The following is a 23682-nucleotide window of genomic DNA, read 5'->3' as shown; positions in this document are numbered from 1 at the left end:
TGTATCTGGAGCAAGCCAGGGACGCGGATGACAGAATCCGCTACATCACATGACGGCGGCAAACGCCTGCGCGACCTGCTGCACGTTATTGCTGTTAAGCCCGGCGACGCAGATACGGCCGCTGCCCACCAGATAGATGCCGAACTCTTCACGCAGTCGATCGACCTGCTGCGCGCTCAGGCCGGTGTAGCTGAACATGCCGCGCTGCTTCAGCAGGTAGTCGAAGTTTTTGCCGGGCAGCGCCGTGCTGAGCACGTCCACCAGGGTTTTGCGCATGGCGATAATACGCAGGCGCATCGCCTCGACTTCCGCCAGCCAGTTCGCTTTCAGCGCGTCGTCGTTGAGCACGCGCGCCACCACCTGCGCGCCGAAGTTCGGCGGGCTGGAGTAGTTGCGGCGCACCGTGGCTTTCAGCTGGCCCAGCACGCGTCCCGCCTCTTCGGCGCTGTCGCACACGATAGAGAGGCCGCCGACGCGTTCGCCATACAGCGAGAAAATTTTCGAGAAGGAGTTGCTGACCAGCGCCGGCAGGCCAGCGGCGGCGATAGCGCGAATGGCATAGGCGTCCGCTTCCATTCCCGCGCCGAAGCCCTGATAGGCGATATCAAGGAACGGAATCAGCTCCTGCGCCTTCAGCACCTCAACGGTTTGATCCCACTGCGCGTCAGTGAGGTCGGCGCCGGTCGGGTTATGGCAGCAGGGATGCAGCAGCACGATGCTCTGCTTCGGCAGCGTTTTCAGCGCGGCGAGGAAGGCGTCGAATTTTACGCCGTTGGTCTCTGCGTCGTACCACGGATAGCTCTTCACCTCGAAACCCGCGCCGTTGAAGATCGCCACGTGATTATCCCAGGTCGGATCGCTGACCCAGACGCCGGAGTTTGGGAAGTAACGCTTGAGGAAATCCGCGCCGACTTTCAGCGCGCCGGAGCCGCCCAGCGTCTGAATCGAAGCGATACGGCCCGCCTTCAGCATAGGGTGATCGGCGCCGAACAGCAGCGGCGCAATGGCGTTGCGATACGCGTTGAGGCCTTCCATCGGCAGATAAAGCGACGCCTGCTGCGGCTCGGCCTTGAGCTGCTCCTCTGCGGCGGCGACCGCCTGCAGCTGAGGAATAATGCCCTGCTCGTCGTAGTAGAGGCCGATGCTGAGATTCACTTTATTCGTGCGCGGATCCTGTTTAAAGGTTTCCATCAGCGACAGAATCGGATCGCCGGCGTAGGCATCAACGTTTTGAAACACGGTGCAGATCTCCATGTGTGGTCGTAAGAATCAGAGGTGTATGCAGCATTAAACCATGTACCGTCCGGGACGATGGTTCATGGCGATAATCAGGTTAAGGATCACTGCGCCCGCGACCGACGCCAGCAGCATCGGCCCGCTGACGACGAACAGCGACGCCAGCACGACGCAGGTATCGACGGCCATTTGCAGTTTCCCGGCGCGCAGCCCAGTGCGATCCTGCAGCCACAGTGCCAGGATATTGATCCCGCCCAGGCTGGCTTTATGACGAAACAACACTATAAACCCAATGCCCATGATCACGTTACCGAACAGTGTCGCATAAAAGGGATTGAGCGCGGAAAAGTGGACAAAGAGCGGATGCAGATGGGTGAAGAGCGACACCAGCCCCACCGCGCAAAAGGTTTTCAGCGTGAATTCCCATCCCATGCGGCGTACCGCCAGCCAGTAAAACGGCAGGTTGATCAGGAAAAAGGCGCTGCCGAACGAGAGCGGCGACAGGTAGCTAATCAGGAAGGCGATACCGGCGGTGCTGCCGGTGAGCGCGCCCGCCTGCTTTAGCATAATGACGCCGAAAGAGACCATCAGCGTGCCGAGCACTATCGCCAGCGCGTCTTCAATTCGAGAATGGGGAATGCGGGTAGGTTCTACGACGTTATCCATAGGTAATCTTATTGCACTCTAAGCGGAAAAAGCATGGCGTTAAGATGCAAAAAACGCACCATACCGTCGGCTTATGGTCGCTTCCGGCAGGTGCCAGTGATTATCCATTTGATAACTAAGGCGCTTTTGTTGCTTGTTTTTGCGCACGCCTTGCGGGGAAACCGTCAATTCATGCACAAATTCGAATTCTGACGCATATCTTTTGCATTCTCTGGCGAGCTCTTGCACCAATTAAGCACATCATGCACTCTTTTGGCGCATTTTGTGCGCGGGTGCCATCATCAGGCCGTTCTCTTTCAGGCGACCCAGCACCACCGAGGTTTTCACATGCGACACGCTTTGATGGCCCGCTACCAGCTGGCTTATCAGCGCGCTCAGCGAAGCGAGATCCGCTACGGCGACTTTCAACAGATAATCGGCGTCGCCGGTGGTTTTGTAGGCGTCGACGATCGCCTCTTCCTGCTCCACCATGCGGTGAAAGCTGTCAACGTATTCGGCGGTGTGATTAATCAGCCGCACCTCAATCAGACCAACCATGCCCAGACCGATCGCATCAGGCGACAGACGCGCATGATAGCCGAGGATCAAATTCGCCTGTTCAAGGTTGATGCGGCGGCGCGAACATTGCGATGCCGACAGGCCCACTAAATCGCTCAGCTCCTGGTTGGTCAGGCGGCCGTTAGATTGTAATAAAGTCAGTATTTTCAGGTCGTAATCATCTACGTGAGTCATGCTGCTTCCAGTGCGTAAACGTGCGCTGTGATACAGATAACCCGATTAACGGCGAGGTTGTCCAACACTATTTTCTGATGATGCGAGGCGGCATGCACAGATCGTGCATGCCGAGAGAGAGTTATTCGTCGTCGTACGCCGGACCGGCATAGTTATCGAAGCGCGACCACTGACCGTTGAAGGTCAGGCGCACTGTACCGATAGGACCGTTACGCTGTTTACCCAGAATAATCTCGGCGATGCCTTTGAGATCGCTGTTTTCATGATAAACCTCGTCGCGGTAGATAAACATAATCAGGTCGGCGTCCTGCTCGATAGAGCCGGATTCACGCAGGTCGGAGTTGACCGGACGCTTATCGGCGCGCTGCTCCAGCGAGCGGTTGAGCTGCGACAGCGCCACTACCGGCACGTTAAGCTCTTTCGCCAGCGCCTTGAGCGAGCGAGAGATTTCGGCGATCTCCAGCGTACGGTTGTCGGAGAGCGCCGGCACGCGCATCAGCTGCAGGTAGTCGATCATGATCATGCTCAGCCCGCCGTTTTCGCGGAAGACGCGTCGCGCGCGCGAGCGCACTTCGGTCGGCGTCAGGCCGGAGGAGTCGTCGATATACATATTCTTCTTCTCCAGCAGGATGCCCATGGTGCCGGAAATACGCGCCCAGTCTTCGTCGTCAAGCTGGCCGGTACGGATGCGCGTCTGATCCACGCGCGACAGCGACGCCAGCATACGCATCATAATCTGCTCGCTGGGCATCTCCAGACTGAAGATCAGCACCGGCTTGTCGTGCAACATGGCGGCGTTTTCGCACAGGTTCATGGCGAAGGTGGTTTTACCCATCGACGGACGCGCCGCGACGATAATCAGATCCGACGGCTGCAGGCCGGCGGTCTTTTTATTCAGGTCCTGATAGCCGGTGTCGACGCCTGTCACGCCGTCGTGCGGCGTCGAGACCAGGGATTCGATGCGCGAAACCGTGGCTTCCAGCACCTCCTGAATGTTCTTCGGCCCTTCATCTTTGCTGGCGCGCGACTCGGCGATTTTAAAGACGTTGGACTCGGCGAAGTCGAGCAGTTCGTCGCTGTTGCGTCCCTGCGGATCGTAACCGGCGTCGGCGATCTGATTCGCGACCGAGATCATTTCGCGCACGACCGCGCGTTCGCGCACGATATCCGCATAGGCGCCGATGTTTGCCGCGCTAGGGGTGTTTTTCGCCAGCTCCGCCAGATAGGCGAACCCGCCCGCCATCTCCAGCTCGCCGCGCGTTTCCAGCGACTCGGAGAGCGTGATCAGGTCGATGGGCTGGCCCGCTTCCAGCAGACGCTGCATCTCGGAAAAGATCAGACGGTGCGAGCGGTTGAAGAAATCTTCCGCCACGACGCGCTCGGAGACGTTGTCCCAGCGTTCGTTATCCAGCATCAACCCACCCAGCACCGACTGCTCCGCTTCAAGCGAATGCGGCGGCATTTTAATACCTTCCAGCTGCCGGTCGGGCGTGTCGTTCGATTTGTTGGTGGGTTTATTTCCTGCCATAGTGAATGCAATACCGATCTTCTGAGGGGACGCGCCAGTATACCTTATGGCGGCGCGCCTCTCACGCCTCATGTTGAACAATCACAGGAGTAAAAATGGCAAAGCGTATTCAGTTCACCGCGCAGGGCGGGCCTGAGGTATTGCAATGGGTAGATGTCGATCCTGCCGATCCTGCTGAACGCGAAGTGCAGGTAGAGAACCGCGCCATCGGCATTAACTATATCGATACCTACGTGCGCGGCGGCCTTTATCCGGTTCCCACGCTGCCCTCTGGCCTCGGCACCGAAGCGGCGGGCGTGGTGAAGCGCGTCGGCAGCGCGGTCACACGCTTTAAGCCGGGCGATCGCGTGGTCTATTGCCAGGCGACGCTGGGCGCCTACAGCGAGCTGCACAACGTGGCGGAAGATCGCCTGATGCTGTTGCCGGACGCCATCAGCTTCGAACAGGCTGCCGCCAGCTTTCTGAAGGGGCTGACCGTGCACTATCTGCTGCGCCAGACCTATCAGGTGAAGCCGGACGAGACCTTTCTGTTCCATGCGGCGGCGGGCGGCGTTGGCCTGATTGCCTGCCAGTGGGCCAAAGCGCTCGGCGCGCATCTTATCGGCACCGTCGGGTCAGCGGAAAAGGCGAAGCTGGCGAAAGCGGCGGGCGCCTGGGCGACCATCAACTACCGGGAAGAGAATATCGCTGAACGCGTCAGCCAGCTGACCGACGGCAAAAAAGTCGCGGTGGTGTATGACTCGGTGGGCAAAGATACCTGGGAAGCGTCGCTGGATTCGCTGCGCCGTCAGGGGCTGATGGTGAGTTTTGGTAATGCTTCCGGGCCGGTTACCGGCGTGGATTTGAGCATTCTCAACCAGAAAGGCTCGCTGTTTGTCACACGCCCTTCGCTCTACGGTTATATCACCAACCGCGAAGAGCTGGAGCAGGCGAGCAACGATCTCTTCTCGCTGCTCGCCAGCGGCGCAATCAAGGTCGAAGTGCCGGAACAGCAGAAGTTCCCGCTGAAAGAGGCGGAGCGAGCGCATCGCACGCTAGAAAGCCGCAGCACCCAGGGATCCAGCCTGCTTATTCCCTGATGCCTGAATGCAAACGGGGCTTCCCGTAGGAAGCCCCTTTTCTTTTTATCGTTCGCGCTGGTGTAGGGACAGCGGCGATGAATTCATGTCGACTCAACGGCGATTATCCTGACAGAAAACATAAGTAAAAAATATGTTTAATTGCGAAACTGGCATAAGCAATCTGTCAGTCTGTGATCGCACCCGCAATTAATAGCCGCGACGCCGTTCTAACTTGCTGATTTTACGACGCAGCTTACGGCGCGCCCGTTCGCGGCTATCGCCACAAAAGGCGCGATACATCCAGGCAGCAACCAGCGCCAGCAGCAGCCACGGCAACAATTTGATTACAATTGCAAACAGGCCGCCGATAAACATCACCGCCGTCGCGACCACCAGCGCCGCCAGCACGCCCAGCAGCGAAACTCCTGTGACCAGAAGCATCAGGAAAAAGCCCAGCACAAATAGAATTTCCACGTTGTTACTCCTCTTGTTAGTTCTACAGCTTTATTACAAGAAGCGTGCCAGAATTTATCTGTTTGAATAGAAAAGAAAATACCTATAACGACCGCCATAACAGTGGCGAATTTCATCTATTTTTGGCGTAAAAAAAACCAGCCCTCAGGCTGGTTTTTTTACCGCTGCCGCAGGTGGTCAGGCTTCCTGCGGGATCTTATCCGCTACCAGCGCCAGCGCGGCTTCCAGCACGCGTACGTCTGCGCCCGGCTTATGGGCGTTTTCACTCAGATGACGACGCCACTGACGCGCGCCGGGAATGCCCTGGAACAGGCCGAGCATATGACGCGTGACGTGGCCGAGGTAGGTGCCCTTCGCCAGTTCCGCCTCTATATAGGGATACATGCTGCGCACCACCGCTACCGGATCCGCAACCGGCGCGTCACGGCCGAACAGCTCGCGATCGACCTGCGCCAGCAGGCCAGGATTCTGGTAGGCCTCGCGTCCCATCATCACGCCATCAAGATGCTGCAGATGCGTTTTGGCCTCTTCCAGCGACTTCACGCCGCCGTTAATGGCGATAGTCAGCTGGGGAAAATCACGCTTTAGCTGATAGACGCGCGGATAGTCGAGCGGCGGAATTTCGCGGTTTTCTTTCGGGCTCAGGCCGGAAAGCCAGGCTTTACGCGCATGGATGATAAAGGTGTCGCAGCCGCCGCGCTGCGCGACGGTGCCGACAAAATCGGTCAAAAAGGCGTAGCTGTCCTGTTCGTCGATGCCGATACGGGTTTTTACCGTCACCGGAATCGAAACCACCTGACGCATGGCGTCGATGCACTCAGCCACCAGCGACGCTTCCGCCATCAGACAGGCGCCGAAGCGTCCGTTCTGCACGCGATCGGAGGGACAGCCGACGTTGAGGTTTACCTCATCGTAGCCACGCTCTTCCGCCAGCTTCGCGCACTGCGCCAGCGCCGCCGGATCGCTGCCGCCAAGCTGCAGCGCGACCGGATGTTCCGCCTCGCTGTAGGCCAGGTAGTCGCCCTTGCCGTGAATAATAGCGCCGGTGGTCACCATTTCGGTGTAGAGCAGCGCGTCGCCAGTCAGCTGACGATGGAAATAGCGACAGTGTCGGTCGGTCCAGTCGAGCATCGGCGCGATGGAAAAACGTTGCGAGGAGAAAGAATTGCTCATGAAGCGCAGAAAATCCGTTAAGGGTGATGATAATCTGCGCAATGATAGCACATTAACAAGGTGCCGGGCGACTCTGCATCGCCCGGCCTAAAGACGGCTGCGAATCACCGATTAGAAGTTAAACCCGAGCTGCATCATCGCGCCCCAGGTGTTGTTGTCGCCTACCGAACCGGCCAGATCCAGATGCACCGCGTTGTTGAACGGCGACACGCCGAAACCGGCGGTGAAGACGTTTTCATCGTTGGATTTCATATCCGCGCGGTAGCCGGCGCGCAGCGCCAGCCAGTCCAGCACGCGGTATTCGCCGCCGACGCCGGCGTACTGGCTGCTCTCTTCCGATTTAAAGCGTTTCGTTTCGGTAAGATCCACATCCAGCGCCGCGGTAAAGGGTCCGCCGTTCCACGACAGGCCAGAGGTCACCAGCGGACGGATCTGGTAGGTGTCGCGATAGCCATTGGTCTCTTTGGTTTTCAGATCGCGCGACACCAGGTTCTGTCCGGTGACGCCCAGCGTCCAGTTGTCGCTCAGCGGCGTCGCTAAACCGGCGTCGATGTTGAAGCCGGTGTTATCGTTGCGGTAGCGACTGCCGTTGAGGTCGTTTTTATCATAGTTGTAGATGCTGGCGGTGTAGTTATAGAGCCAGGTTTTCTGGATCTTCGGCGTGACGCCGATCGAAACCGGATGTCCCGCCACGCTGAACTCGTGCGCGACGGCGATGCCGTAGTCGGTGACCAGCGCCGCCAGGCCATTTGCGCTGGAACGCAGGTTATTCTGGTCGCCCGGCACGGGAATAACGGTGCCGTTTGCCACGCCGTCGAGATAGGCGATGTCGCTCTGCGCCACGTTGGCGCGCAGGTGCACCGTGCCATACGCCTTAGTGATAAAGGCGAAGGGCAGCGTTTCGTTGGGAACGGTCACCGCCAGCGCGACGCCCGCCGTGCCGTTGGCCTTGTTGCCGCGCAGGTCGCGTAGCTGGTTCGCCACGTCTCGCGACGCCGTTTTCAGCTGCGGATAGCCGTTAAGATAGTCGCGGAAGGTCAGGCCATTGATTACGCCACGATAGCGATCGACGGTATCGCTGATGTCATCGACTTTATCGACCATCTTGTCTTTATCGGTAATCTGCAGGCCAGCAGAAGGAAAAATAATGCCGACGTTATCGTCCGGCTGCGCGCGCGTCATCAGCGCCGGGTTCGCCAGCACGGCGGAGCTCCACGTAGAGGACGCAACGCCTGTACCGCCCATCGCGTCGTTGCGCGCGTCATACCATGTCCCCGCGGCCATAGCGGAAGAAGAGATAAAGAGCGCGTTTAAAACAGCAGGATATAAAAGCGCAGAGCGCCGGGTGGTTTTGTTCGCCATTTGTCTGCCATCACCTTGATCAGGAAAACATTCATCATCGGAATTTGTCGTTAGCGCTATTGTGAATCTCGGCTAACGGTTCATTGCTGTGAATTCAGTCGAAACAGCACTGTTATTCGCCGGATTGGATGTTTTAGCTACAAATCGGCGCTTTTATTATTTAGCGGGGTAGTCAAAAAGGATATTAAGGCCAGCAGTTGCTTAAGGCCTCATGAACATTAGTGCTTAACCTGGTGAGTTGTAAAGCAAAACTATAATTTTGTTATTTTATGTCTCAAAGATGTTGGCACTGATTAGCATTACAGGAACAACTTCATCAACCGGATACCAGCCTAATGCATTGATATTAATAGGTCATGACAGGGATTGTACTGAAAGCGCGCAACTTAAGCGCAAGCGCGTCTGCTGTGATAAGATAACATCTCGTTTTTAGCGGAGAATCACCATGTCGACAATGACGCCAGAAAAAATCATGACTCAGGCGGAAAAGCTCTGCCTGCAACGCGGAGTGCGTCTGACTGCGCAGCGCGCTGAGGTGTTACGTCTGATGGCGGCGCAGCATGGATCGATTAGCGCTTATGACCTGCTGGATCAGCTACGCGCCAGCGAGCCGCAGGCGAAGCCGCCGACGGTTTATCGCGCGCTCGATTTTTTGCTGGAGCAGGGTTTTATCCATCGCGTGGAATCAAACAACAGCTACGTGGTTTGTCATCATTTTGAGGCACCGGCGCATACCTCGGTGATGCTGGTATGCGATCGCTGCGCGGCAGTCACTGAAAAACAGGCGCAGGGCGTCGAAAATATCATTGCCGATCTGGCTGGCGAGGCGCGCTTTACGCTACGGCATAGCGTGATTGAGGCACATGGACTCTGCACCCGCTGTGCGGAAGTCGAAGCCTGTACGCATCAGGATAGCTGTAGTCACGATCATGAGTCTGAAGGGAAAAAGCGCGGAAAAAGAGGGTAAGCGGCACTTCCCTGTGCCGGTCGCTCAGGTCAATCCTGAGCGAGGAGATTACCAGCGGTAATCTTTATTCTGGGTTTCCCAGTCTGAGACTTCTTTCTCTGCCTCATCCTTAGCGTAACCGTAGCGTTCCTGAATTTTGCCGACAAGCTGATCGCGTTTGCCTTCGATAACCTGCATGTCATCGTCGGTCAGCTTGCCCCATTTTTCTTTGAATTTGCCTTTGAACTGCTTCCAGTTACCGCTCGCTTCGTCTTTATTCATGTCAGACCTCCACGTCATCCTTAGTTTTACATACCACCACACATTGGCAGTACGACAATACAAAGCGCTGCTGTGTCGCGCTGTTGTAAGGTAATTGTAGTAGACGAATCGGCAACTGGCGGATAAATACAGAATAATCCGTCAGGCGCTGCGTTTTACGGTTGACGCAGCACGCGTAAATTAACTTTGAAACCAGCGATTTAAGCGCCATTCGCGCCGCCAGATCAGCCAAAGCGAAACGCCGCGCAGCGCAAGAAACACCGTGACCGCCAGCCATAAGCCGTGATTGCCTAACCAGGGAAGAGTCAGCAACGTCAGGAAGTAGCCAAGCGCGGCCATCGCCATACTGTTGCGCATTTCGCGTCCGCGCGTCGCGCCGATAAACAGGCCGTCCAGCAGATAGCACCATACGCCCGCCAGCGGCAGAACGATCTGCCAGATGAGATAGCGATCCACCAGCTGCCGTAGCGACTCTAGCGAAGTCAGCATCGACACAATAGCGTCGCCGCTCGCCGCGTAGATGAGCGCAAAGGCCAGCGCGACCATGCCCGCCTGTCGGCAGGCGGCGTGCCACACCGACAGCAGTCGCTCTCCGTCGCGCGCGCCGTAGGCCTCGCCAGAGACGGCTTCCACCGCGTAGGCGAAGCCGTCGAGCGCATAGGCGGTAAAGGTGATAAACATCAGCAGTACGGCGTTAGCGGCGACAATCTCCGGCCCCAGTCGCGCGCCGATAAGCGTCAGCGATGCAAAGCAGAGCTGCAGCAGCAGCGAACGCAGCATAATGTCGCGATTGAGGCGCAGCAGGCGGCTGATATCGCCGCGCCAGCTCTCTTTCAGCATCGCTATCGAGATGCCGCGTAGCTTCAGTACGCGCCACACCATCGCCAGCCCAACCGCCAGCGTGACATATTCCGCCAGCGCCGTGGCGCTCGCCGCTCCTGCCACGCCCCACTTCAGACCGAGCACCAGCCACAGGTCGAGCAGAATATTGACCGCGTTGCCCACCACCAGCAGCACGACCGGCGCGCGTGCATACTGCACGCCCAGCAGCCAGCCGAGGATCACCATGTTAGCCAGCGTCGCCGGCGCGCTGAGCCAGCGGATATCAATAAAGATCGCGGCCTGCTCCTGCACCTGCGGATCGCCGCCCGCCAGCCGACCTGTCAGCGCGCTGAGCGGCTCGCGCAGCAGGATAAACAGCAGGCCCGCCAGCAGCGCCATCAGTAGCGGCTGCGTCAGGGCGCGCGCCAGCGCCTGCGTATCGCGTGCGCCAAAGGCCTGCGCGGTGATGCCGGTGGTGCTCATGCGCAGAAAGAGTAAAAGCATAAAGACGAAGCTGGTCGCGGTCGCGCCAATCGCTACGCCGCCAAGGTAAACCGGACTGTCGAGATGGCCGATAACGGCGGTGTCCACCAGGCCAAGCAGCGGTACGGTGATATTGGAGAGGATCATCGGCAGCGCCAGCCGCCAGAGTTGTCGGTCGTCAGCAGAGAAGAGACGCATCAGCCGGTCCATGCCTGAAAACGTAAAAAGAAGCGAGGCGGCCCCGGCGCGACGTTAGCCGCAGGAGGCGCGTGAAAAGATTATCGTACAGACGCCTGACGAAGGGATGCAGGCGTCTGAAGGCCAGCGGTCAGAGCCACTCGCCGTTGCGCACCACGCCTACCGCCAGACCTTCGACGGTCAGCGACTGCGTGCGGGTGTCGACGATAATCGGCTCGAAGTCGTTGTTTTCCGGCAGCAGATGAACCACGGTGCCCTGCTTTTTCCAGCGCTTTACCGTGACTTCGTCATCGATGCGCGCCACGACGACCTGACCGTTACGCACATCCTGCGTTTTATGCACAGCCAGCAGATCGCCATCCATAATGCCGATATCTTTCATCGACATACCGGCGACGCGCAGCAGGAAGTCAGCAGAGGGCTTAAACAGGTCGGGATCGACTTTGTAGTGCGTTTCAATATGTTCCTGCGCCAGTAGCGGCTCGCCGGCGGCGACGCGGCCGATTAGCGGCAGTCCGTTGGACTCTTCCTCTTCCATCAGCAGGCGAATGCCGCGTGATGCGCCGGAAACGATCTCGATAACACCTTTACGCGCCAGCGCTTTAAGGTGCTCTTCGGCGGCGTTGGGGGAACGGAACCCCAGCTGCGAGGCGATCTCCGCACGCGTTGGCGGCATGCCCGTCTGGTTGATATGGTCGCGAATCAGGTCATAAACCTGTTGCTGCCTGGTGGTTAATGCTTTCATCCCGCCCCCTGGTTGTTTATACAGTCGCTGTGAGTATATACAGGTATTGGCGAAATGAAAACCAAAACCCAGGGAAATAACAGCCATTTGGGCAATTCTGGAAAGGCTATCGCAAATGGGTCCAGAGCAGCGCGATCCAGACAAACAGCGCCAGTATGATAGCGAGCAAGACGGCGGCCGAACCCATATCTTTGGCCCGCCCCGCCAGCGGATGCCGCTCCTGGCCGATGCGGTCGACCACCGCTTCAATCGCGCTGTTGAGGATCTCGACGATGATCACCAGCACCACCGATCCGATCATCAGGATGCGCGCGACGGTGTCGACATCCAGCCAGCAGGCGATGACGATGGCGACGATGGCGGCCGTGGCTTCCTGACGAAACGCGGCCTCATGCTGCCAGGCGGCGCGTAGCCCCTGCCACGAGTAGCCTGCCGCTTTCACTATCCTGAGTAAACCGGTGGTATTACTTGCCATTGCGAGGGAACCCTTTTAGTTGTTTGACGTCAATGTCTGGGCCAGGTGCGTTTGGCACCACCACAGATCTTCGCAGCACTTTCTGATATGCTTGCGGCGCTTTGCTAACAAGAGGCTTCATGTTGTCTATGTCAGGTTGGCGTAAACTTTATTATAAATTGTTGAATTTACCACTTTCCATTCTGGTAAAAACGAAGGCTATTCCGGGCGATCCCGTCTCCGAACATGGACTCGATCCGACGCGGCCGATTATGTACGTGCTGCCATACGATTCCAAGGCGGATTTGCTGACGCTGCGCCAGCAGTGTCTGAAGCATAATTTGCCCGATCCGCTGTCGCCGCTGGAAATCGACGGCGCGCTGCTGCCGCGCCACGTGTTTATCCACGACGGCCCGCGCGTATTCCCCCATTTCGGGCCGAATACGGAATCGGTGAAAATTTTCCACGAGTATCTCGATCTGCACCGCAACAATCCTCAGCTTGATATCCAGATGCTGCCGGTCTCGGTGATGTTCGGGCGCGCGCCTGGCCGCGAGGTTCAGGGCGACGATACGCCGCACCTGCGCGAGCTTAACGGGGTTGAGAAGTTCTTCGCTATCATCTGGCACGGCCGCGACAGTTTTGTGCGCTTTTCCCCCACGGTTTCGCTGCGCTGGATGGCGACGCAGCACGGCACCGATAAATCGATCGCGCAGAAACTGGCGCGCGTGGCGCGCATTCATTTCGCACGCCAGCGTTTAGCCGCGGTCGGCCCGCGTCTGCCGGCGCGTCAGGATCTCTTTAACAAGCTGCTGCAGTCCAAGGCGATTGAAAAAGCGGTGGAAGAAGAGGCGCGCAGTAAAAAGCTTTCCCATGAGAAGGCGCAGCAGAACGCCGTCGAGATGATGGAAGAGATCGCCGCCGACTTCTCCTATGAAGCGATCCGCGTCACCGATCGCGTGATGGGCTGGCTGTGGAGCCGTCTCTATCAGGGCATCAACGTCAACGGCGGCGAACGCGTGCGCCAGCTGGCGGAAGATGGCCATGAGATCGTCTATGTACCCTGCCACCGCAGCCACATGGATTACCTGCTGCTCTCCTACGTGCTTTATCACCAGGGTCTGGTGCCGCCGCATATCGCCGCAGGCATCAACCTGAACTTCTGGCCAGCCGGCCCGATTTTCCGCCGTCTGGGCGCGTTCTTTATTCGCCGCACCTTCAAAGGCAACAAACTCTACGCCACCGTGTTCCGCGAATATCTCGGCGAGCTGTTCAGTCGCGGCTACTCGGTCGAGTATTTTGTTGAAGGTGGGCGCTCACGTACCGGCCGTTTGCTCGATCCGAAAACCGGCACGCTGGCGATGACGCTGCAGGCGATGCTGCGCGGCGGCAAGCGACCGATTACGCTGGTGCCAATCTATATCGGCTATGAGCACGTTATGGAAGTGGGCACTTACGCCAAAGAGCTGCGCGGCGCGGCGAAAGAGAAAGAAGGCTTTATGCAGATGGTGCGCGGCCTGCGTAAGCTGCGCAATCTGGGCCAGGGCTACGTTAACTTCGGCGAACCGCTGCCGCTGGTGAACTACCTCAACAAGCAGGTGCCGGAGTGGCGCGACGCCATCGATCCGATTGAACCGCAGCGTCCCAGCTGGCTGACGCCGACTGTAAACGATATCGCGGCGCGTCTGATGGTGCGCATCAACGAAGCGGGCGCCGCCAACGCCATGAACCTGTGCGTGACCGCGCTGCTCGCCTCGCGTCAGCGTTCGCTAACTCGCGAGCAGCTGATCGAGCAGCTTGAGTGCTATACCGAACTGCTGCGCAACGTGCCCTATTCGCCGGAATCGACCGTGCCGCCGCTTTCAGCGGAAGCGCTGCTAAACCATGCCATGAGCATGAATAAGTTCGAAACCGAGCAGGACAATATCGGCGATATCATCATTCTGCCGCGCGAGCAGGCGGTGCTGATGACCTATTACCGCAACAATATTCACCATATGCTGGTGATGCCGTCGCTGATCGCCGCGATTATTCAGCAGCACCCGAACCTGAGCGAAGCCGAACTGCTGCGCCAGGTGCGTCTGATTTACCCGATGCTGAAAAGCGAGCTATTTCTGCGCTGGGAAATCGACGCGCTGCCGGCGCTGCTGAGCGCCCTCTGTCAGGAGCTGGCGCGTCAGGGACTGATTACTCTGCAGGATGGACAGCTGCGCCACACCGCCGCGCGTTATCGCACGCTGCAGCTGCTGGCCGCCGGCATCCGCGAGACCCTGCAGCGTTTCGCCATCACCTTCTCGATCCTCAGCGCGAAGCCGACCATCAACCGCGGCACGCTGGAGAAAGAGAGCCGTATGCTGGCGCAGCGTCTTTCGGTGCTGCACGGCATTAATGCGCCGGAGTTTTTCGATAAGGCGGTGTTTACCACGCTGGTGCTGACGCTGCGCGATGAGGGTTATATCAGCGACACTGGCGATGCTGACGTCGAGCGTACGCAGGCTACCTGGCATATTCTGGCCGATCTGGTGACCAGCGATGTGCGGCTGACCATCGAAAGCGCGGTGGCGCACGAGTAGCCCGCCGCGGGCAGCAAAAACTAAGGGCGACAGAGATGTCGCCCTTTTTTTCAGGCAGCTCCACAGGTTGATAAGCGGGAGAGAGGGACCGAAGAGCAAAGCGTCCCGCGACAAGGATGTCGCGGGCCGAGCCGGCAGGGATGCCGCTTTTTGCGTCTTTGCGATCGGGCCCTCTCTCCCGCGCTGGCACCTTGCCAGCAGACGCAAAAGGCGACAAATTTGTCGCCTTTTTGCTGTTAAAAAAGCTGGCTAAACGGCGGCGTATTCAGCACTACGCCAATAAACACCACCAGGCCGACATAGTTGTTATTAAGAAACCCCTGGAAGCAGGCGTCGCGCTCGCGGCGAACGATCAGCTTTTGCTGGTAGAGAAACAGCGCGGCGGCGCCGAGCAGCGACCAGTAAAAGAAGGCGTTAAGCTGCATCAGCAGTCCCACCAGCGCCAACAGACCCAGCGTTGCGAGCTGCAGCAGGCCGATAATCAGCTTGTCGTAGCGACCAAACAGAATCGCCGTCGATTTGACGCCGATCTTGATATCGTCATCGCGATCGACCATGGCGTACTGCGTATCATAGGCGACGGTCCAGCAGATGTTTGCCAGGAACACCAGCCAGCATTCTAATGGTAAGGACTCACTAACCGCAGCCCAGGCCATGGGAATAGCCCAGCCGAACGCCGCGCCTAACACCACCTGTGGCAGATGGGTATAGCGCTTCATAAAGGGATAGCACCAGGCCAGCGCCAGCCCGCCGAGCGAAAGCAGAATCGTCATCAGGTTCATGGTGAGCACCAGCGCGAACGCCAGCAAGCCCAGCAGCACAAACAGGATTTTCGCCTCTTTCTCGCTAACCGCGCCGCTGGGCAGCGGACGGCCGGCGGTACGCTTCACGAAGCCGTCGACCTTGCGGTCGGCGAAATCGTTAATCACGCAGCCCGCCGCGCGCATCACAAACACGCCGAGCACAAACACCACCAGCACCGACAGCGGCGGCACGCCCATATCCGACAGCCAGAGCGCCCACAGCGTCGGCCACAGCAGCAGTAGCGTGCCGATCGGTTTATCAATACGCATCAGGCGGCTATAGGCCTGAAACTTACTCATCTGTACGCTTTTTTCCACGTTTAATCGTCCTCAGGCCAGGTCGCGATAGAGCGGCGAGGCGGGTAAAAACAGTTCGGTCAGCAGCAGCGGCTTGCCCGACAGCCGCAGGCGCGAGCGGCGTCCCCAGAGCGCGCCGACGCTGCCCGGTTCGATAAAGTCGCGGCTTAAGGTTGAAGAGGAGAAAAGATAGCGGCCAAGCGGGCGCGTCCCCAGCTGTTGTAGCATCTGTTCCGGGCCGTTGAGCGTGCTTTCCGGCACCAGCGTGCGGCCGATAAGCCAGGGTTCGTCATCGCCGCACAGCACGATCTCGCGCAGCCAGAAGCGCGCATCATCCGGCAGAAGCGCCCTTTCATCGGTGAGTTCATCGGCGTTGATAAAGCCTTCGCGCATCGGCCGCACCGTCACCTGCCGACAGTGCTGCTCGAAACGGCGCGTCATGGAGTCCTCCTCCATCAGCCAGTCCAGCAGCGGCGCGGTCAGCGTCGGATGCGTGGATGGCAGCCAGTTGAGCGCGCGTAATAAGCTGAGCGCCTCTTGCGACATATCACCACTCCCGTCAATTTTGAGGGCAACAGTGTAGCGCAGAGGCGCGACGGGCACACCTGGCGGCAGTTATTCGCGCTTCAGGCGGTTGCTGTTCGCCAGCCACAGGGTCACCACCAGAATCAGGATGGCGCCGGAGTAGCAGAGCGTATCGAAGGGATTTTTATGGTCGACGATAATCAGTCGAATAATCGCCGTAATGCCGATATAGACAAAATAGCGCAGCGGGAAGTGATAGCCAGACTGGAAGTATTTAACAATCAGCGCGATAAATTCGAAGTAGAGGAAATAGATAACGATCCCCTCAATCAACAGATAAGAGGAGGCCTGTTCTCCAACATTCAGCAGCACGTTGGCAAGGTGCAGCGTCTCTTTGCCCAGAAACACCGCCAGAATAACCGCCAGCGCCAGCAGTCCCAGATTTAGCACCCATTGCAGCGCCAATGCGATGTACTGACCGCCGGTGGGTTTAACGTTCATGATTTGCCTCGATAATGGCTTTTTAGTAAAGGATCGCCATCATGCTGTAATGTGATATAGATCACAAGATACCGGCAGTATGCCGCTCGCCGCTGCGGACAAAAATCCGACATCGATCTCCTTCTCGTCTCAGCGAACTGGTCTACAGTTAAAAGGTCGGCAGCGCGCGCAGGTCGCTTAAAATTCAGAAAAAATTGCGTTCTTCCGGCCGTTCCTTTTGCAGATTGCTCTTTCCGTCAGGCTGGCTCTCTGCTGCTTTTTAGCCTGACGGTTACGGAGTGGCATGACGTGTTGACCCTGCTTAATCTTCTTTCCGCCGTCGCCCTGCTGGTCTGGGGCACTCATATCGTGCGCTCCGGCATTATGCGCGTCTTCGGCGCCGACCTGCGCCGCGTGCTCAGCCGCAGCATCGAAAAGAAACCCATGGCTTTCCTGGCGGGCATCGGCGTAACCACGCTGGTGCAGAGCAGTAACGCCACCACGCTGCTGGCGACTTCGTTTGTGGCGCAGAAGTTGATGGGCCTGACGCCTGCGCTGGTGGTGGTGCTCGGCGCCGACGTCGGCACCGCCATCATGGCGCGTATTCTGACTTTCGATCTCTCCTGGCTGTCACCGCTGTTTATCTTTTTCGGCGTAGTCTTCTTCCTGTCGCGCAAGCAGACGCGCGTCGGCCAGATGGGCCGCGCCAGCATTGGCCTGGGGCTGATTTTGCTGGCGCTGCAGCTAATCGTCAGCGCCGCCCGGCCGATTACGCAGGCGTCAGGTGTGCAGGTGCTCTTCTCCAGCCTGACCGGCGATATTCTGCTGGATGCACTTATCGGCGCGGTCTTCGCCATTATCAGCTACTCCAGCCTGGCGGCGGTGCTGATTACCGCCACGCTGACCGCCGCGGGCGTGATCTCGTTTAAAGTGGCGCTCTGTCTGGTAATCGGCGCCAACCTCGGCAGCGGCCTGCTGGCGATGCTGAACGCCAGCGGCTCCAACGCCGCCGGCAAGCGGGTGGCGCTCGGCAGCCTGCTGTTCAAACTGCTCGGCTCGCTGGCGGTACTGCCCTTTATCAACCTGCTGGCGCCCTGGCTCGATAAGATGCCGGTCAACGACGAAGAGCTGGTGATCTTCTTCCACGTCTTCTACAACCTGATCCGCTGCCTGATTATGGTGCCCTTCGCCGATCCGATGGCGCGGCTCTGCACCCGCCTTATCGGCGACGATGCCGAGGCGGATATGGCGATGAAGCCTCGCCATCTCGACCGCAGCGCGCTGGATACGCCGACGCTGGCGCTGGTCAACGCCGCGCGCGAGACGCTGCGCATCGGCGACGTGCTGGAAATGATGCTGGAGGCGTTCAATAAAGTGGTGCACGGCGAAGTGCGCGAAGAGCGCACGGTGCGGCGGCTGGACGACGACGTAGACGTGCTTTATACCGCTATCAAGCTCTATCTGGCGCGCATGCCGAAAGAGGATCTGTCGGAAGAGGATTCGCGACGCTGGGGTGAAATTATCGAGATGTCGCTGAATCTTGAGCAGACGGGCGACATCATCGAACGCATGAGCGGCGACGTAGCGGATAAGGCGCTGACGCCGCGCCGCGCCTTCTCGGCGGAGGGCATCAAGGAGTTAGAGACGCTGCATGAGCAGCTGCTGGCGAACCTGCGCCTTAGCCTGTCGGTGTTTCTCTCGCGCGACGTCACCAGCGCGAAACGGCTGCGCCGCGCCAAGCATCGCTTCCGCATTCTGATTCGCCGCTTTTCGCATGCGCATGTCGAGCGACTGCATCAAAAGAACGTCCAGAGCATTGAAACCAGCTCGCTGCATCTCGGTCTGCTGGGGGATATGAAGCGCCTGAATTCGCTGCTGTGCAGCGTGGCCTATACGCTGCTGGAGCAGCCGGACGATGGGCGGGACGAGGAGTGAAGCGGGGGCGCCCGGCCCCCGCTCTGTTATTTCTTGTCGACCGGTTTGCCTGACCAGTAGCCAGCCAGCAGCGAGCCAGAGAGATTGTGCCAGACTGAAAAGAGCGCGCCCGGCAGCGCGGCCAGCGGCGAGAAGTAGAGCTTGCCCAGCGTCGCCGCCAGTCCGGAGTTCTGCATGCCAACCTCCAGCGCCAGCGTGCGGCAGGTCGACTCATCGAAGCCGAACAGCTTGCCGCCCCAGTAGCCGCCCAGCAGGCCGATGGCGTTATGCATCACCACGGCGGCGATCACCATCAGGCCGACCGATCCGATAAAGCCCTGGCTGCCCGCCACTACGGCGCTGATGATCAACAGAATGCACACCATAGAGAAAGCCGGCAGGTAAGGCTCGATCCGGCGCACCAGACCGTTAAAGCTGTGATGGACGATCAGCCCCAGGCTAATCGGGATCGCTACGATCTTCACGATGCTGAGCAGCATGCCCACTACGTCCACCTGAATATGCGTATCGACGTAGAAGCGCGTCAGCAGCGGCGTCGCGAAAACGCCCACCAGCGCAGAGACCGAGGAGATGGTCACCGACAGCGCGACGTCGCCCTTCGCGAGATAGATCATCACGTTCGAGGCGGTGCCGCTGGCCACGCTGCCCACCAGGATCATGCCCGCGGCGAGATCCGGCGGCATCTGGAATAGCTTCGCCAGCGCCCAGGCGGCGAGCGGCATCACCAGATAGTGCAGAAAGGTGCCGGCGATCACCGGCGCCGGGCGCACCAGCACGCGTTTGAAATCGTCGATATTCAGCGTGACGCCCATACCAAACATAATCAGCATCAGCAGCCAGGAGACCCAGGGTCCGATGCCGAGAAAAGTGCCGGGCGAGTAGTAGGCGGCAACTGAGAGCAGCACGGCCCACAGCGGGAACAGGCGGGTTAATTTGGCGAGCATAGCCAGACTTCCTTCTTTGAATGTTGTGTTTTTTCGCGAATTTGCCACAGAGAAACGCGACGCAGGAACGGGTGCGCCAGCGGAGCGGGATCATAACATTTCGTTATCGCAAGGTGAGGCCAGAAGGGAAAATGGGGATCGACTGCTGCCGATCCGCCAGACAGGGCCAGAAATACGCTGGCTTTTACGCTAAAAAGCGGTCGATCGCACCAGCCGGATCCAATCCGGCCGGGCGGATCATTATTCGAACAGGTTTTTATGCAGCGCGCGCACCACGCTTTCTGCATCTTCGCCCGGCACCAGGAAGCAGAGGTTGTAGCTGCTGGCGCCGTAGCAGATCAGGCGCAGGTTAAACGGCTCAAGCGTGCCGAACACCTCTTTGCCGACGCCGCGCGCGCGGGAGAGGTTGTTGCCGATGATTGCCACTAGCGCCAGGTTCTCTTCCACTTCGACGCGGCAGAGCGACGACAGCTCCGTCAGCAGCGCCTGGGTCAGCAGGCTGTCGCCAGTAGAGGTCGAGCCGGTGGTGTCGAGCGTCAGCGCCACGCTCACTTCCGAGGTGGTTATCAGATCCACGGAGATATTATGGCGCGCCAGAATAGTGAACACTTCGACGAGGAAGCCGCGCGAGTGCAGCATGTTGAGGCTGTGCAGCGTCAGCAGCGTCTGACGACGACGCAGCGCCAGCGCGCGGAACAGCGGCGGGTTGGCGGTTTCGCGATGCACGCGCGTGCCGCCGGCGGCGGGATCTTTGCTTGAACCGACAAACACCGGAATGTCGCTGCGCACCGCCGGCAGCAGCGTCGCCGGATGCAGCACCTTGGCGCCGAAGATCGCCATTTCGGTCGCCTCTTCGAAGGTGATGTCGTCGATACGCTTCGCGGACGGCACCACGCGCGGGTCGGTGGTGTAGATGCCCGCCACGTCGGTCCAGATATCGACGCGCGCCGCTTTCAGCGCCTCGCCCAGCAGCGCGGCGGTATAGTCGCTGCCGCCGCGTCCCAGCGTGGTGGTACGGCCCTTTTGCTCGCTGCCGATAAAGCCCTGGGTAATCACCAGCGACTGCGCCAGACGCGGCGTCAGCAGCGCGGCAGCCTGTTCAGCCAGCGTCGCGATTTCCGGCTCGGCGCGGCCGAAACGGTCGTTGGTGCGCATCACTTTACGCACGTCGAACCACTCCGCCTCTACCTGACGCTCGCGCAGAATCTCCACGAACAGCAGCGTGGACATCAGCTCGCCGTGGCTGACCAGTTCGTCGGTAAGCGCGTTAGAAGTCGCCAGCGAGGCGGCGTCGGAAAGCATGGTGATGTTTTCGATCATGCGGTCGATTTCATCACGGATAACGGCCGGGTTTTGCAGGCGTTCGACAATCGCATACTGGATGCGGCGAATTTCGTCCAGCAGGTAAGCGCGCTGCGCCTGCTCCTGACCTTCCGCCAGCGAGACCAGCAGATTGGTCACGCCCGCCGAGGCGGAGAGCACCACCAGACGCGTGTTGGCATTGGCCAGCACCACATCGGCGCTGCGGTTCATAGCATCGAAATCGGCAACGCTGGTGCCGCCGAATTTCGCCACGATCAGAGTTTGAGACATGTACGACCTCGTGTCAGGTTATCTTCTCCCGCGTTTATGGGACGGGAGACATTGTATCAGCCTTGGCACAAGGGAAGAGCAGAATTGGGCAGACAAGATCAGGAGACGAGTCACCCAGAAGCACTTCACCTTGCGAAGCGACCGACTGTGGACGCCTCTGGTGACAACCCAAGGGATTCAGCCCCTGCAGCCGACAGGCAACACTCCGTGTGTTGACCACCTCGGCGTCGCTCCCCCTGATGTGTTATCCCCGGATACGGTTCCTCCAACACACTGCCTGGGCGACGCGCCTCTTCTGGCTTGCGCACGGGTGCGCAAGTAGCCGCATAAAAATACCGGGTCATAAGGTTGCTGTCTACGTCTGTCGGCGATTTGCTGCGCCCGCAGAGCTAAATGGCCTCCTTCAGACCGGTTTATTCTGATTCGGCACAAGGTTCGGCGACGGCATTAGCGGCACAATACGCGCCGCCTGAACGGTAAATCGCCCGCGGCGACAGGCTAAAACGGCGCGCGGTTTCCGGCACGCGTTCCGCTGCCCCCTGCCGCAAAGGTGACGACGCCGACAAAATTTTTCCTTTCAGCGGACACTATTGTCATACTGAAACGCTATACGGGTGTGGTTGCCCACGATGGAATGACGGTTCTTAAATCAACAAGAGTGTTGCCATGAAAAATATCAATCCGACCCAAACCGCAGCCTGGAAAGCGCTGCAACAGCATTTTGAACAGATGAAATCGGTGACTATCGCCGAGCTGTTCGCCCAGGATGCCGATCGTTTTGCTAAATTCTCCGCCACCTTTGACGACCAGATGCTGGTGGATTTTTCGAAAAACCGCATTACCCAGGAGACGCTGGACAAGCTGCAGGCGCTGGCGAAAGAGACCGACCTGAGCGGCGCGATTAAGTCGATGTTCTCTGGCGAGAAGATCAACCGCACCGAAGATCGCGCCGTGCTGCACGTCGCGCTGCGCAACCGCAGCAATACGCCGATTCTGGTAGACGGCAAAGATGTGATGCCGGAAGTGAACGCGGTGCTGGAGAAGATGAAGCACTTCTCCGAGCGCATCATCGGCGGCGAGTGGAAAGGCTATACCGGCAAAGCGATCACTGACGTGGTGAATATCGGCATCGGCGGGTCGGATCTGGGTCCGTTTATGGTGACGGAGGCGCTGCGCCCCTATAAAAACCACCTCAATATGCACTTCGTCTCCAACGTGGACGGCACGCATATCGCGGAAACCCTGAAAGATCTCAGCCCGGAAACCACGCTGTTCCTGGTGGCGTCGAAAACCTTCACCACCCAGGAAACCATGACCAACGCCCACAGCGCGCGCGACTGGTTCCTGAAAACCGCCGGCGATCAGCAGCACGTGGCGAAACACTTTGCCGCGCTCTCTACCAATGCGAAAGCGGTGGGCGAATTCGGCATCGATACCGCCAATATGTTTGAGTTCTGGGACTGGGTCGGCGGCCGCTACTCGCTCTGGTCGGCCATCGGTCTGTCGATTATCCTCTCTATCGGCTTCGACAACTTCGAGCAGCTGCTGAGCGGCGCGCATGCCATGGACCAGCACTTCTCCACCACGCCAGCCGAGCAGAACCTGCCGGTACTGCTGGCGCTGATCGGCATCTGGTACAACAACTTCTTCGGCGCTGAGACCGAAGCGATTCTGCCTTACGATCAGTACATGCACCGCTTCGCGGCCTACTTCCAGCAGGGCAATATGGAATCTAACGGCAAGTACGTCGATCGCGACGGCAACCCGGTGGATTACCAGACTGGCCCGATTATCTGGGGCGAGCCGGGCACCAACGGCCAGCACGCGTTCTACCAGCTGATCCATCAGGGCACCAAGCTGGTGCCGTGCGACTTTATCGCGCCGGCCATTACCCACAACGCGCTGGCGGATCATCACCAGAAGCTGCTCTCTAACTTCTTCGCCCAGACCGAAGCGCTGGCGTTCGGCAAGTCGCGCGACGTGGTAGAGAAAGAGTTTGCCGATGCCGGCAAGTCTGCTGAATCCGTCGCGCATATCGTGCCGTTCAAAGTGTTTGAAGGCAATCGCCCGACCAACTCGATCCTGCTGCGCGAGATCACGCCCTATAGCCTTGGCGCGTTGATTGCGCTTTACGAGCACAAAATCTTCACGCAGGGCGCGATCCTGAATATCTTCACCTTCGACCAGTGGGGCGTAGAGTTAGGCAAGCAGCTGGCTAACCGTATTCTGCCGGAGCTGGAAAACAGCGCCGATATTACCAGCCACGACAGTTCCACTAATGGCTTAATTAATCGCTATAAATCCTGGCGTTAATAAAGTCTGAATCCTGCAAAGGCGGCCGCGCGGCCGCCTTTTTCTTGCTGTTGCGAA

Annotated in this window: 21 protein-coding genes and 1 riboswitch; of the genes, 5 read left to right on the top strand and 16 right to left on the bottom strand. The window is 58.7% G+C overall.

What is annotated here, in order from left to right:
- Positions 1 to 45 precede the first annotated feature (45 nt).
- The 4 genes from JS46_RS06430 to dnaB all read right to left on the bottom strand — a co-directional run bounded on the left by JS46_RS06430 (position 46) and on the right by dnaB (position 4162).
- Positions 46 to 1239, bottom strand: a complete 1194-nt coding sequence (locus JS46_RS06430) for an amino acid aminotransferase (protein ID WP_152560680.1) — start codon at positions 1237 to 1239, stop codon at positions 46 to 48.
- Positions 1240 to 1287: 48 nt separating this feature from the next.
- The gene (locus tag JS46_RS06425; protein WP_033749154.1) at positions 1288 to 1902 is read right to left on the bottom strand and encodes a YitT family protein; all 615 of its coding nucleotides are present in this window, start codon (positions 1900 to 1902) and stop codon (positions 1288 to 1290) included.
- 240 nt (positions 1903 to 2142) lie between these two features.
- Positions 2143 to 2634, bottom strand: coding sequence for an Lrp/AsnC family transcriptional regulator (locus JS46_RS06420; RefSeq protein ID WP_033749153.1), 492 nt, complete (start codon positions 2632 to 2634; stop codon positions 2143 to 2145).
- A gap of 121 nt (positions 2635 to 2755) precedes the next feature.
- Positions 2756 to 4162 carry a replicative DNA helicase gene (dnaB, locus tag JS46_RS06415; protein WP_033749152.1) on the bottom strand — a complete coding sequence of 469 codons (1407 nt, stop codon included), beginning with the start codon at positions 4160 to 4162 and terminating at the stop codon, positions 2756 to 2758.
- 95 nt (positions 4163 to 4257) lie between these two features.
- Between dnaB and JS46_RS06410 the strand changes: the two genes are divergently transcribed.
- Entirely contained in the window at positions 4258 to 5241 is a 984-nt protein-coding gene (locus JS46_RS06410) for a quinone oxidoreductase (protein ID WP_033749151.1), read from the top strand.
- A gap of 189 nt (positions 5242 to 5430) precedes the next feature.
- Here JS46_RS06410 and pspG read toward each other — a convergent pair whose 3' ends face one another.
- From pspG to JS46_RS06395, 3 genes are all read right to left on the bottom strand, one after another.
- Entirely contained in the window at positions 5431 to 5697 is a 267-nt protein-coding gene (gene pspG / locus JS46_RS06405; protein ID WP_033749150.1) for an envelope stress response protein PspG, read from the bottom strand.
- Positions 5698 to 5874: 177 nt separating this feature from the next.
- A complete protein-coding gene (gene dusA / locus JS46_RS06400; protein WP_033749149.1) occupies positions 5875 to 6870 on the bottom strand; it encodes a tRNA dihydrouridine(20/20a) synthase DusA in 996 nt (331 codons plus the stop codon).
- Positions 6871 to 6981: 111 nt separating this feature from the next.
- The gene (locus JS46_RS06395; RefSeq protein ID WP_033749148.1) at positions 6982 to 8232 is read right to left on the bottom strand and encodes a conjugal transfer protein TraF; all 1251 of its coding nucleotides are present in this window, start codon (positions 8230 to 8232) and stop codon (positions 6982 to 6984) included.
- A gap of 445 nt (positions 8233 to 8677) precedes the next feature.
- Here JS46_RS06395 and zur point away from each other — a divergent pair, with 445 nt between their 5' ends.
- The gene (gene zur / locus JS46_RS06390; RefSeq protein WP_033749147.1) at positions 8678 to 9199 is read left to right on the top strand and encodes a zinc uptake transcriptional repressor Zur; all 522 of its coding nucleotides are present in this window, start codon (positions 8678 to 8680) and stop codon (positions 9197 to 9199) included.
- A 48-nt stretch (positions 9200 to 9247) separates the two neighbouring features.
- Here the strand turns inward: zur and JS46_RS06385 are convergent, their stop codons facing one another.
- From JS46_RS06385 to JS46_RS06370, 4 genes are all read right to left on the bottom strand, one after another.
- On the bottom strand, positions 9248 to 9460 hold the full coding sequence (locus JS46_RS06385; RefSeq protein ID WP_033749146.1) for a CsbD family protein: 213 nt from the start codon (positions 9458 to 9460) through the stop codon (positions 9248 to 9250).
- Positions 9461 to 9640: 180 nt separating this feature from the next.
- Positions 9641 to 10963 (bottom strand): MATE family efflux transporter DinF, encoded by a 1323-nt coding sequence (dinF, locus tag JS46_RS06380; protein WP_033749145.1) that lies wholly within the window; start codon positions 10961 to 10963, stop codon positions 9641 to 9643.
- Between the two features lie 130 nt (positions 10964 to 11093).
- Positions 11094 to 11708 carry a transcriptional repressor LexA gene (lexA, locus tag JS46_RS06375; protein ID WP_033749144.1) on the bottom strand — a complete coding sequence of 205 codons (615 nt, stop codon included), beginning with the start codon at positions 11706 to 11708 and terminating at the stop codon, positions 11094 to 11096.
- A 106-nt stretch (positions 11709 to 11814) separates the two neighbouring features.
- Entirely contained in the window at positions 11815 to 12183 is a 369-nt protein-coding gene (locus JS46_RS06370) for a diacylglycerol kinase (protein WP_033749143.1), read from the bottom strand.
- 128 nt (positions 12184 to 12311) lie between these two features.
- Here JS46_RS06370 and plsB point away from each other — a divergent pair, with 128 nt between their 5' ends.
- On the top strand, positions 12312 to 14735 hold the full coding sequence (plsB, locus tag JS46_RS06365) for a glycerol-3-phosphate 1-O-acyltransferase PlsB (RefSeq protein ID WP_033749619.1): 2424 nt from the start codon (positions 12312 to 12314) through the stop codon (positions 14733 to 14735).
- Positions 14736 to 14971: 236 nt separating this feature from the next.
- Here the strand turns inward: plsB and ubiA are convergent, their stop codons facing one another.
- The 3 genes from ubiA to psiE all read right to left on the bottom strand — a co-directional run bounded on the left by ubiA (position 14972) and on the right by psiE (position 16861).
- Positions 14972 to 15838, bottom strand: coding sequence for a 4-hydroxybenzoate octaprenyltransferase (gene ubiA / locus JS46_RS06360; protein ID WP_179944787.1), 867 nt, complete (start codon positions 15836 to 15838; stop codon positions 14972 to 14974).
- 30 nt (positions 15839 to 15868) lie between these two features.
- Positions 15869 to 16381, bottom strand: a complete 513-nt coding sequence (gene ubiC / locus JS46_RS06355; RefSeq protein ID WP_033749141.1) for a chorismate lyase — start codon at positions 16379 to 16381, stop codon at positions 15869 to 15871.
- A gap of 69 nt (positions 16382 to 16450) precedes the next feature.
- Complete coding sequence (gene psiE, locus JS46_RS06350; RefSeq protein WP_033749140.1) at positions 16451 to 16861, bottom strand: phosphate-starvation-inducible protein PsiE; 411 nt, start codon at positions 16859 to 16861, stop codon at positions 16451 to 16453.
- A gap of 288 nt (positions 16862 to 17149) precedes the next feature.
- Between psiE and JS46_RS06345 the strand changes: the two genes are divergently transcribed.
- On the top strand, positions 17150 to 18775 hold the full coding sequence (locus tag JS46_RS06345; protein ID WP_033749139.1) for a Na/Pi cotransporter family protein: 1626 nt from the start codon (positions 17150 to 17152) through the stop codon (positions 18773 to 18775).
- Between the two features lie 26 nt (positions 18776 to 18801).
- On the opposite strand, the gene panS is transcribed toward JS46_RS06345, so the two are convergent.
- Both panS and lysC read right to left on the bottom strand, forming a co-directional pair.
- Positions 18802 to 19719, bottom strand: a complete 918-nt coding sequence (panS, locus tag JS46_RS06340) for a ketopantoate/pantoate/pantothenate transporter PanS (protein ID WP_033749138.1) — start codon at positions 19717 to 19719, stop codon at positions 18802 to 18804.
- Between the two features lie 240 nt (positions 19720 to 19959).
- A complete protein-coding gene (lysC, locus tag JS46_RS06335) occupies positions 19960 to 21312 on the bottom strand; it encodes a lysine-sensitive aspartokinase 3 (RefSeq protein WP_033749137.1) in 1353 nt (450 codons plus the stop codon).
- A gap of 110 nt (positions 21313 to 21422) precedes the next feature.
- Positions 21423 to 21615: riboswitch (Lysine riboswitch) on the bottom strand.
- 363 nt (positions 21616 to 21978) lie between these two features.
- Between lysC and pgi the strand changes: the two genes are divergently transcribed.
- Positions 21979 to 23625, top strand: a complete 1647-nt coding sequence (pgi, locus tag JS46_RS06330; protein ID WP_033749136.1) for a glucose-6-phosphate isomerase — start codon at positions 21979 to 21981, stop codon at positions 23623 to 23625.
- The last annotated feature ends 57 nt before the right edge of the window (positions 23626 to 23682 follow it).

This window comes from Pantoea sp. NGS-ED-1003 (assembly GCF_000738765.1).
Taxonomy (GTDB): Bacteria; Pseudomonadota; Gammaproteobacteria; order Enterobacterales; family Enterobacteriaceae; genus Pantoea; species Pantoea septica.
The sequence above is the reverse complement of the archived record's forward strand: the minus strand, read 5'-3'. Positions and strand labels throughout refer to the sequence as shown.

Coding starts and splice junctions, on each gene's coding strand:
- lysC (WP_033749137.1), bottom strand. CDS start 21,312: ATGTCTCAAACTCTGATCGTGGCGAAATTCGGCGGCACCAGCGTTGCC.
- JS46_RS06370 (WP_033749143.1), bottom strand. CDS start 12,183: ATGGCAAGTAATACCACCGGTTTACTCAGGATAGTGAAAGCGGCAGGC.
- dinF (WP_033749145.1), bottom strand. CDS start 10,963: ATGCGTCTCTTCTCTGCTGACGACCGACAACTCTGGCGGCTGGCGCTG.
- JS46_RS06420 (WP_033749153.1), bottom strand. CDS start 2,634: ATGACTCACGTAGATGATTACGACCTGAAAATACTGACTTTATTACAA.
- zur (WP_033749147.1), top strand. CDS start 8,678: ATGTCGACAATGACGCCAGAAAAAATCATGACTCAGGCGGAAAAGCTC.
- lexA (WP_033749144.1), bottom strand. CDS start 11,708: ATGAAAGCATTAACCACCAGGCAGCAACAGGTTTATGACCTGATTCGC.
- dusA (WP_033749149.1), bottom strand. CDS start 6,870: ATGAGCAATTCTTTCTCCTCGCAACGTTTTTCCATCGCGCCGATGCTC.
- panS (WP_033749138.1), bottom strand. CDS start 19,719: ATGCTCGCCAAATTAACCCGCCTGTTCCCGCTGTGGGCCGTGCTGCTC.
- ubiC (WP_033749141.1), bottom strand. CDS start 16,381: ATGTCGCAAGAGGCGCTCAGCTTATTACGCGCGCTCAACTGGCTGCCA.
- JS46_RS06395 (WP_033749148.1), bottom strand. CDS start 8,232: ATGGCGAACAAAACCACCCGGCGCTCTGCGCTTTTATATCCTGCTGTT.
- JS46_RS06410 (WP_033749151.1), top strand. CDS start 4,258: ATGGCAAAGCGTATTCAGTTCACCGCGCAGGGCGGGCCTGAGGTATTG.
- psiE (WP_033749140.1), bottom strand. CDS start 16,861: ATGAACGTTAAACCCACCGGCGGTCAGTACATCGCATTGGCGCTGCAA.
- plsB (WP_033749619.1), top strand. CDS start 12,312: ATGTCAGGTTGGCGTAAACTTTATTATAAATTGTTGAATTTACCACTT.
- JS46_RS06385 (WP_033749146.1), bottom strand. CDS start 9,460: ATGAATAAAGACGAAGCGAGCGGTAACTGGAAGCAGTTCAAAGGCAAA.
- pgi (WP_033749136.1), top strand. CDS start 21,979: ATGAAAAATATCAATCCGACCCAAACCGCAGCCTGGAAAGCGCTGCAA.
- JS46_RS06425 (WP_033749154.1), bottom strand. CDS start 1,902: ATGGATAACGTCGTAGAACCTACCCGCATTCCCCATTCTCGAATTGAA.
- ubiA (WP_179944787.1), bottom strand. CDS start 15,838: ATGAGTAAGTTTCAGGCCTATAGCCGCCTGATGCGTATTGATAAACCG.
- dnaB (WP_033749152.1), bottom strand. CDS start 4,162: ATGGCAGGAAATAAACCCACCAACAAATCGAACGACACGCCCGACCGG.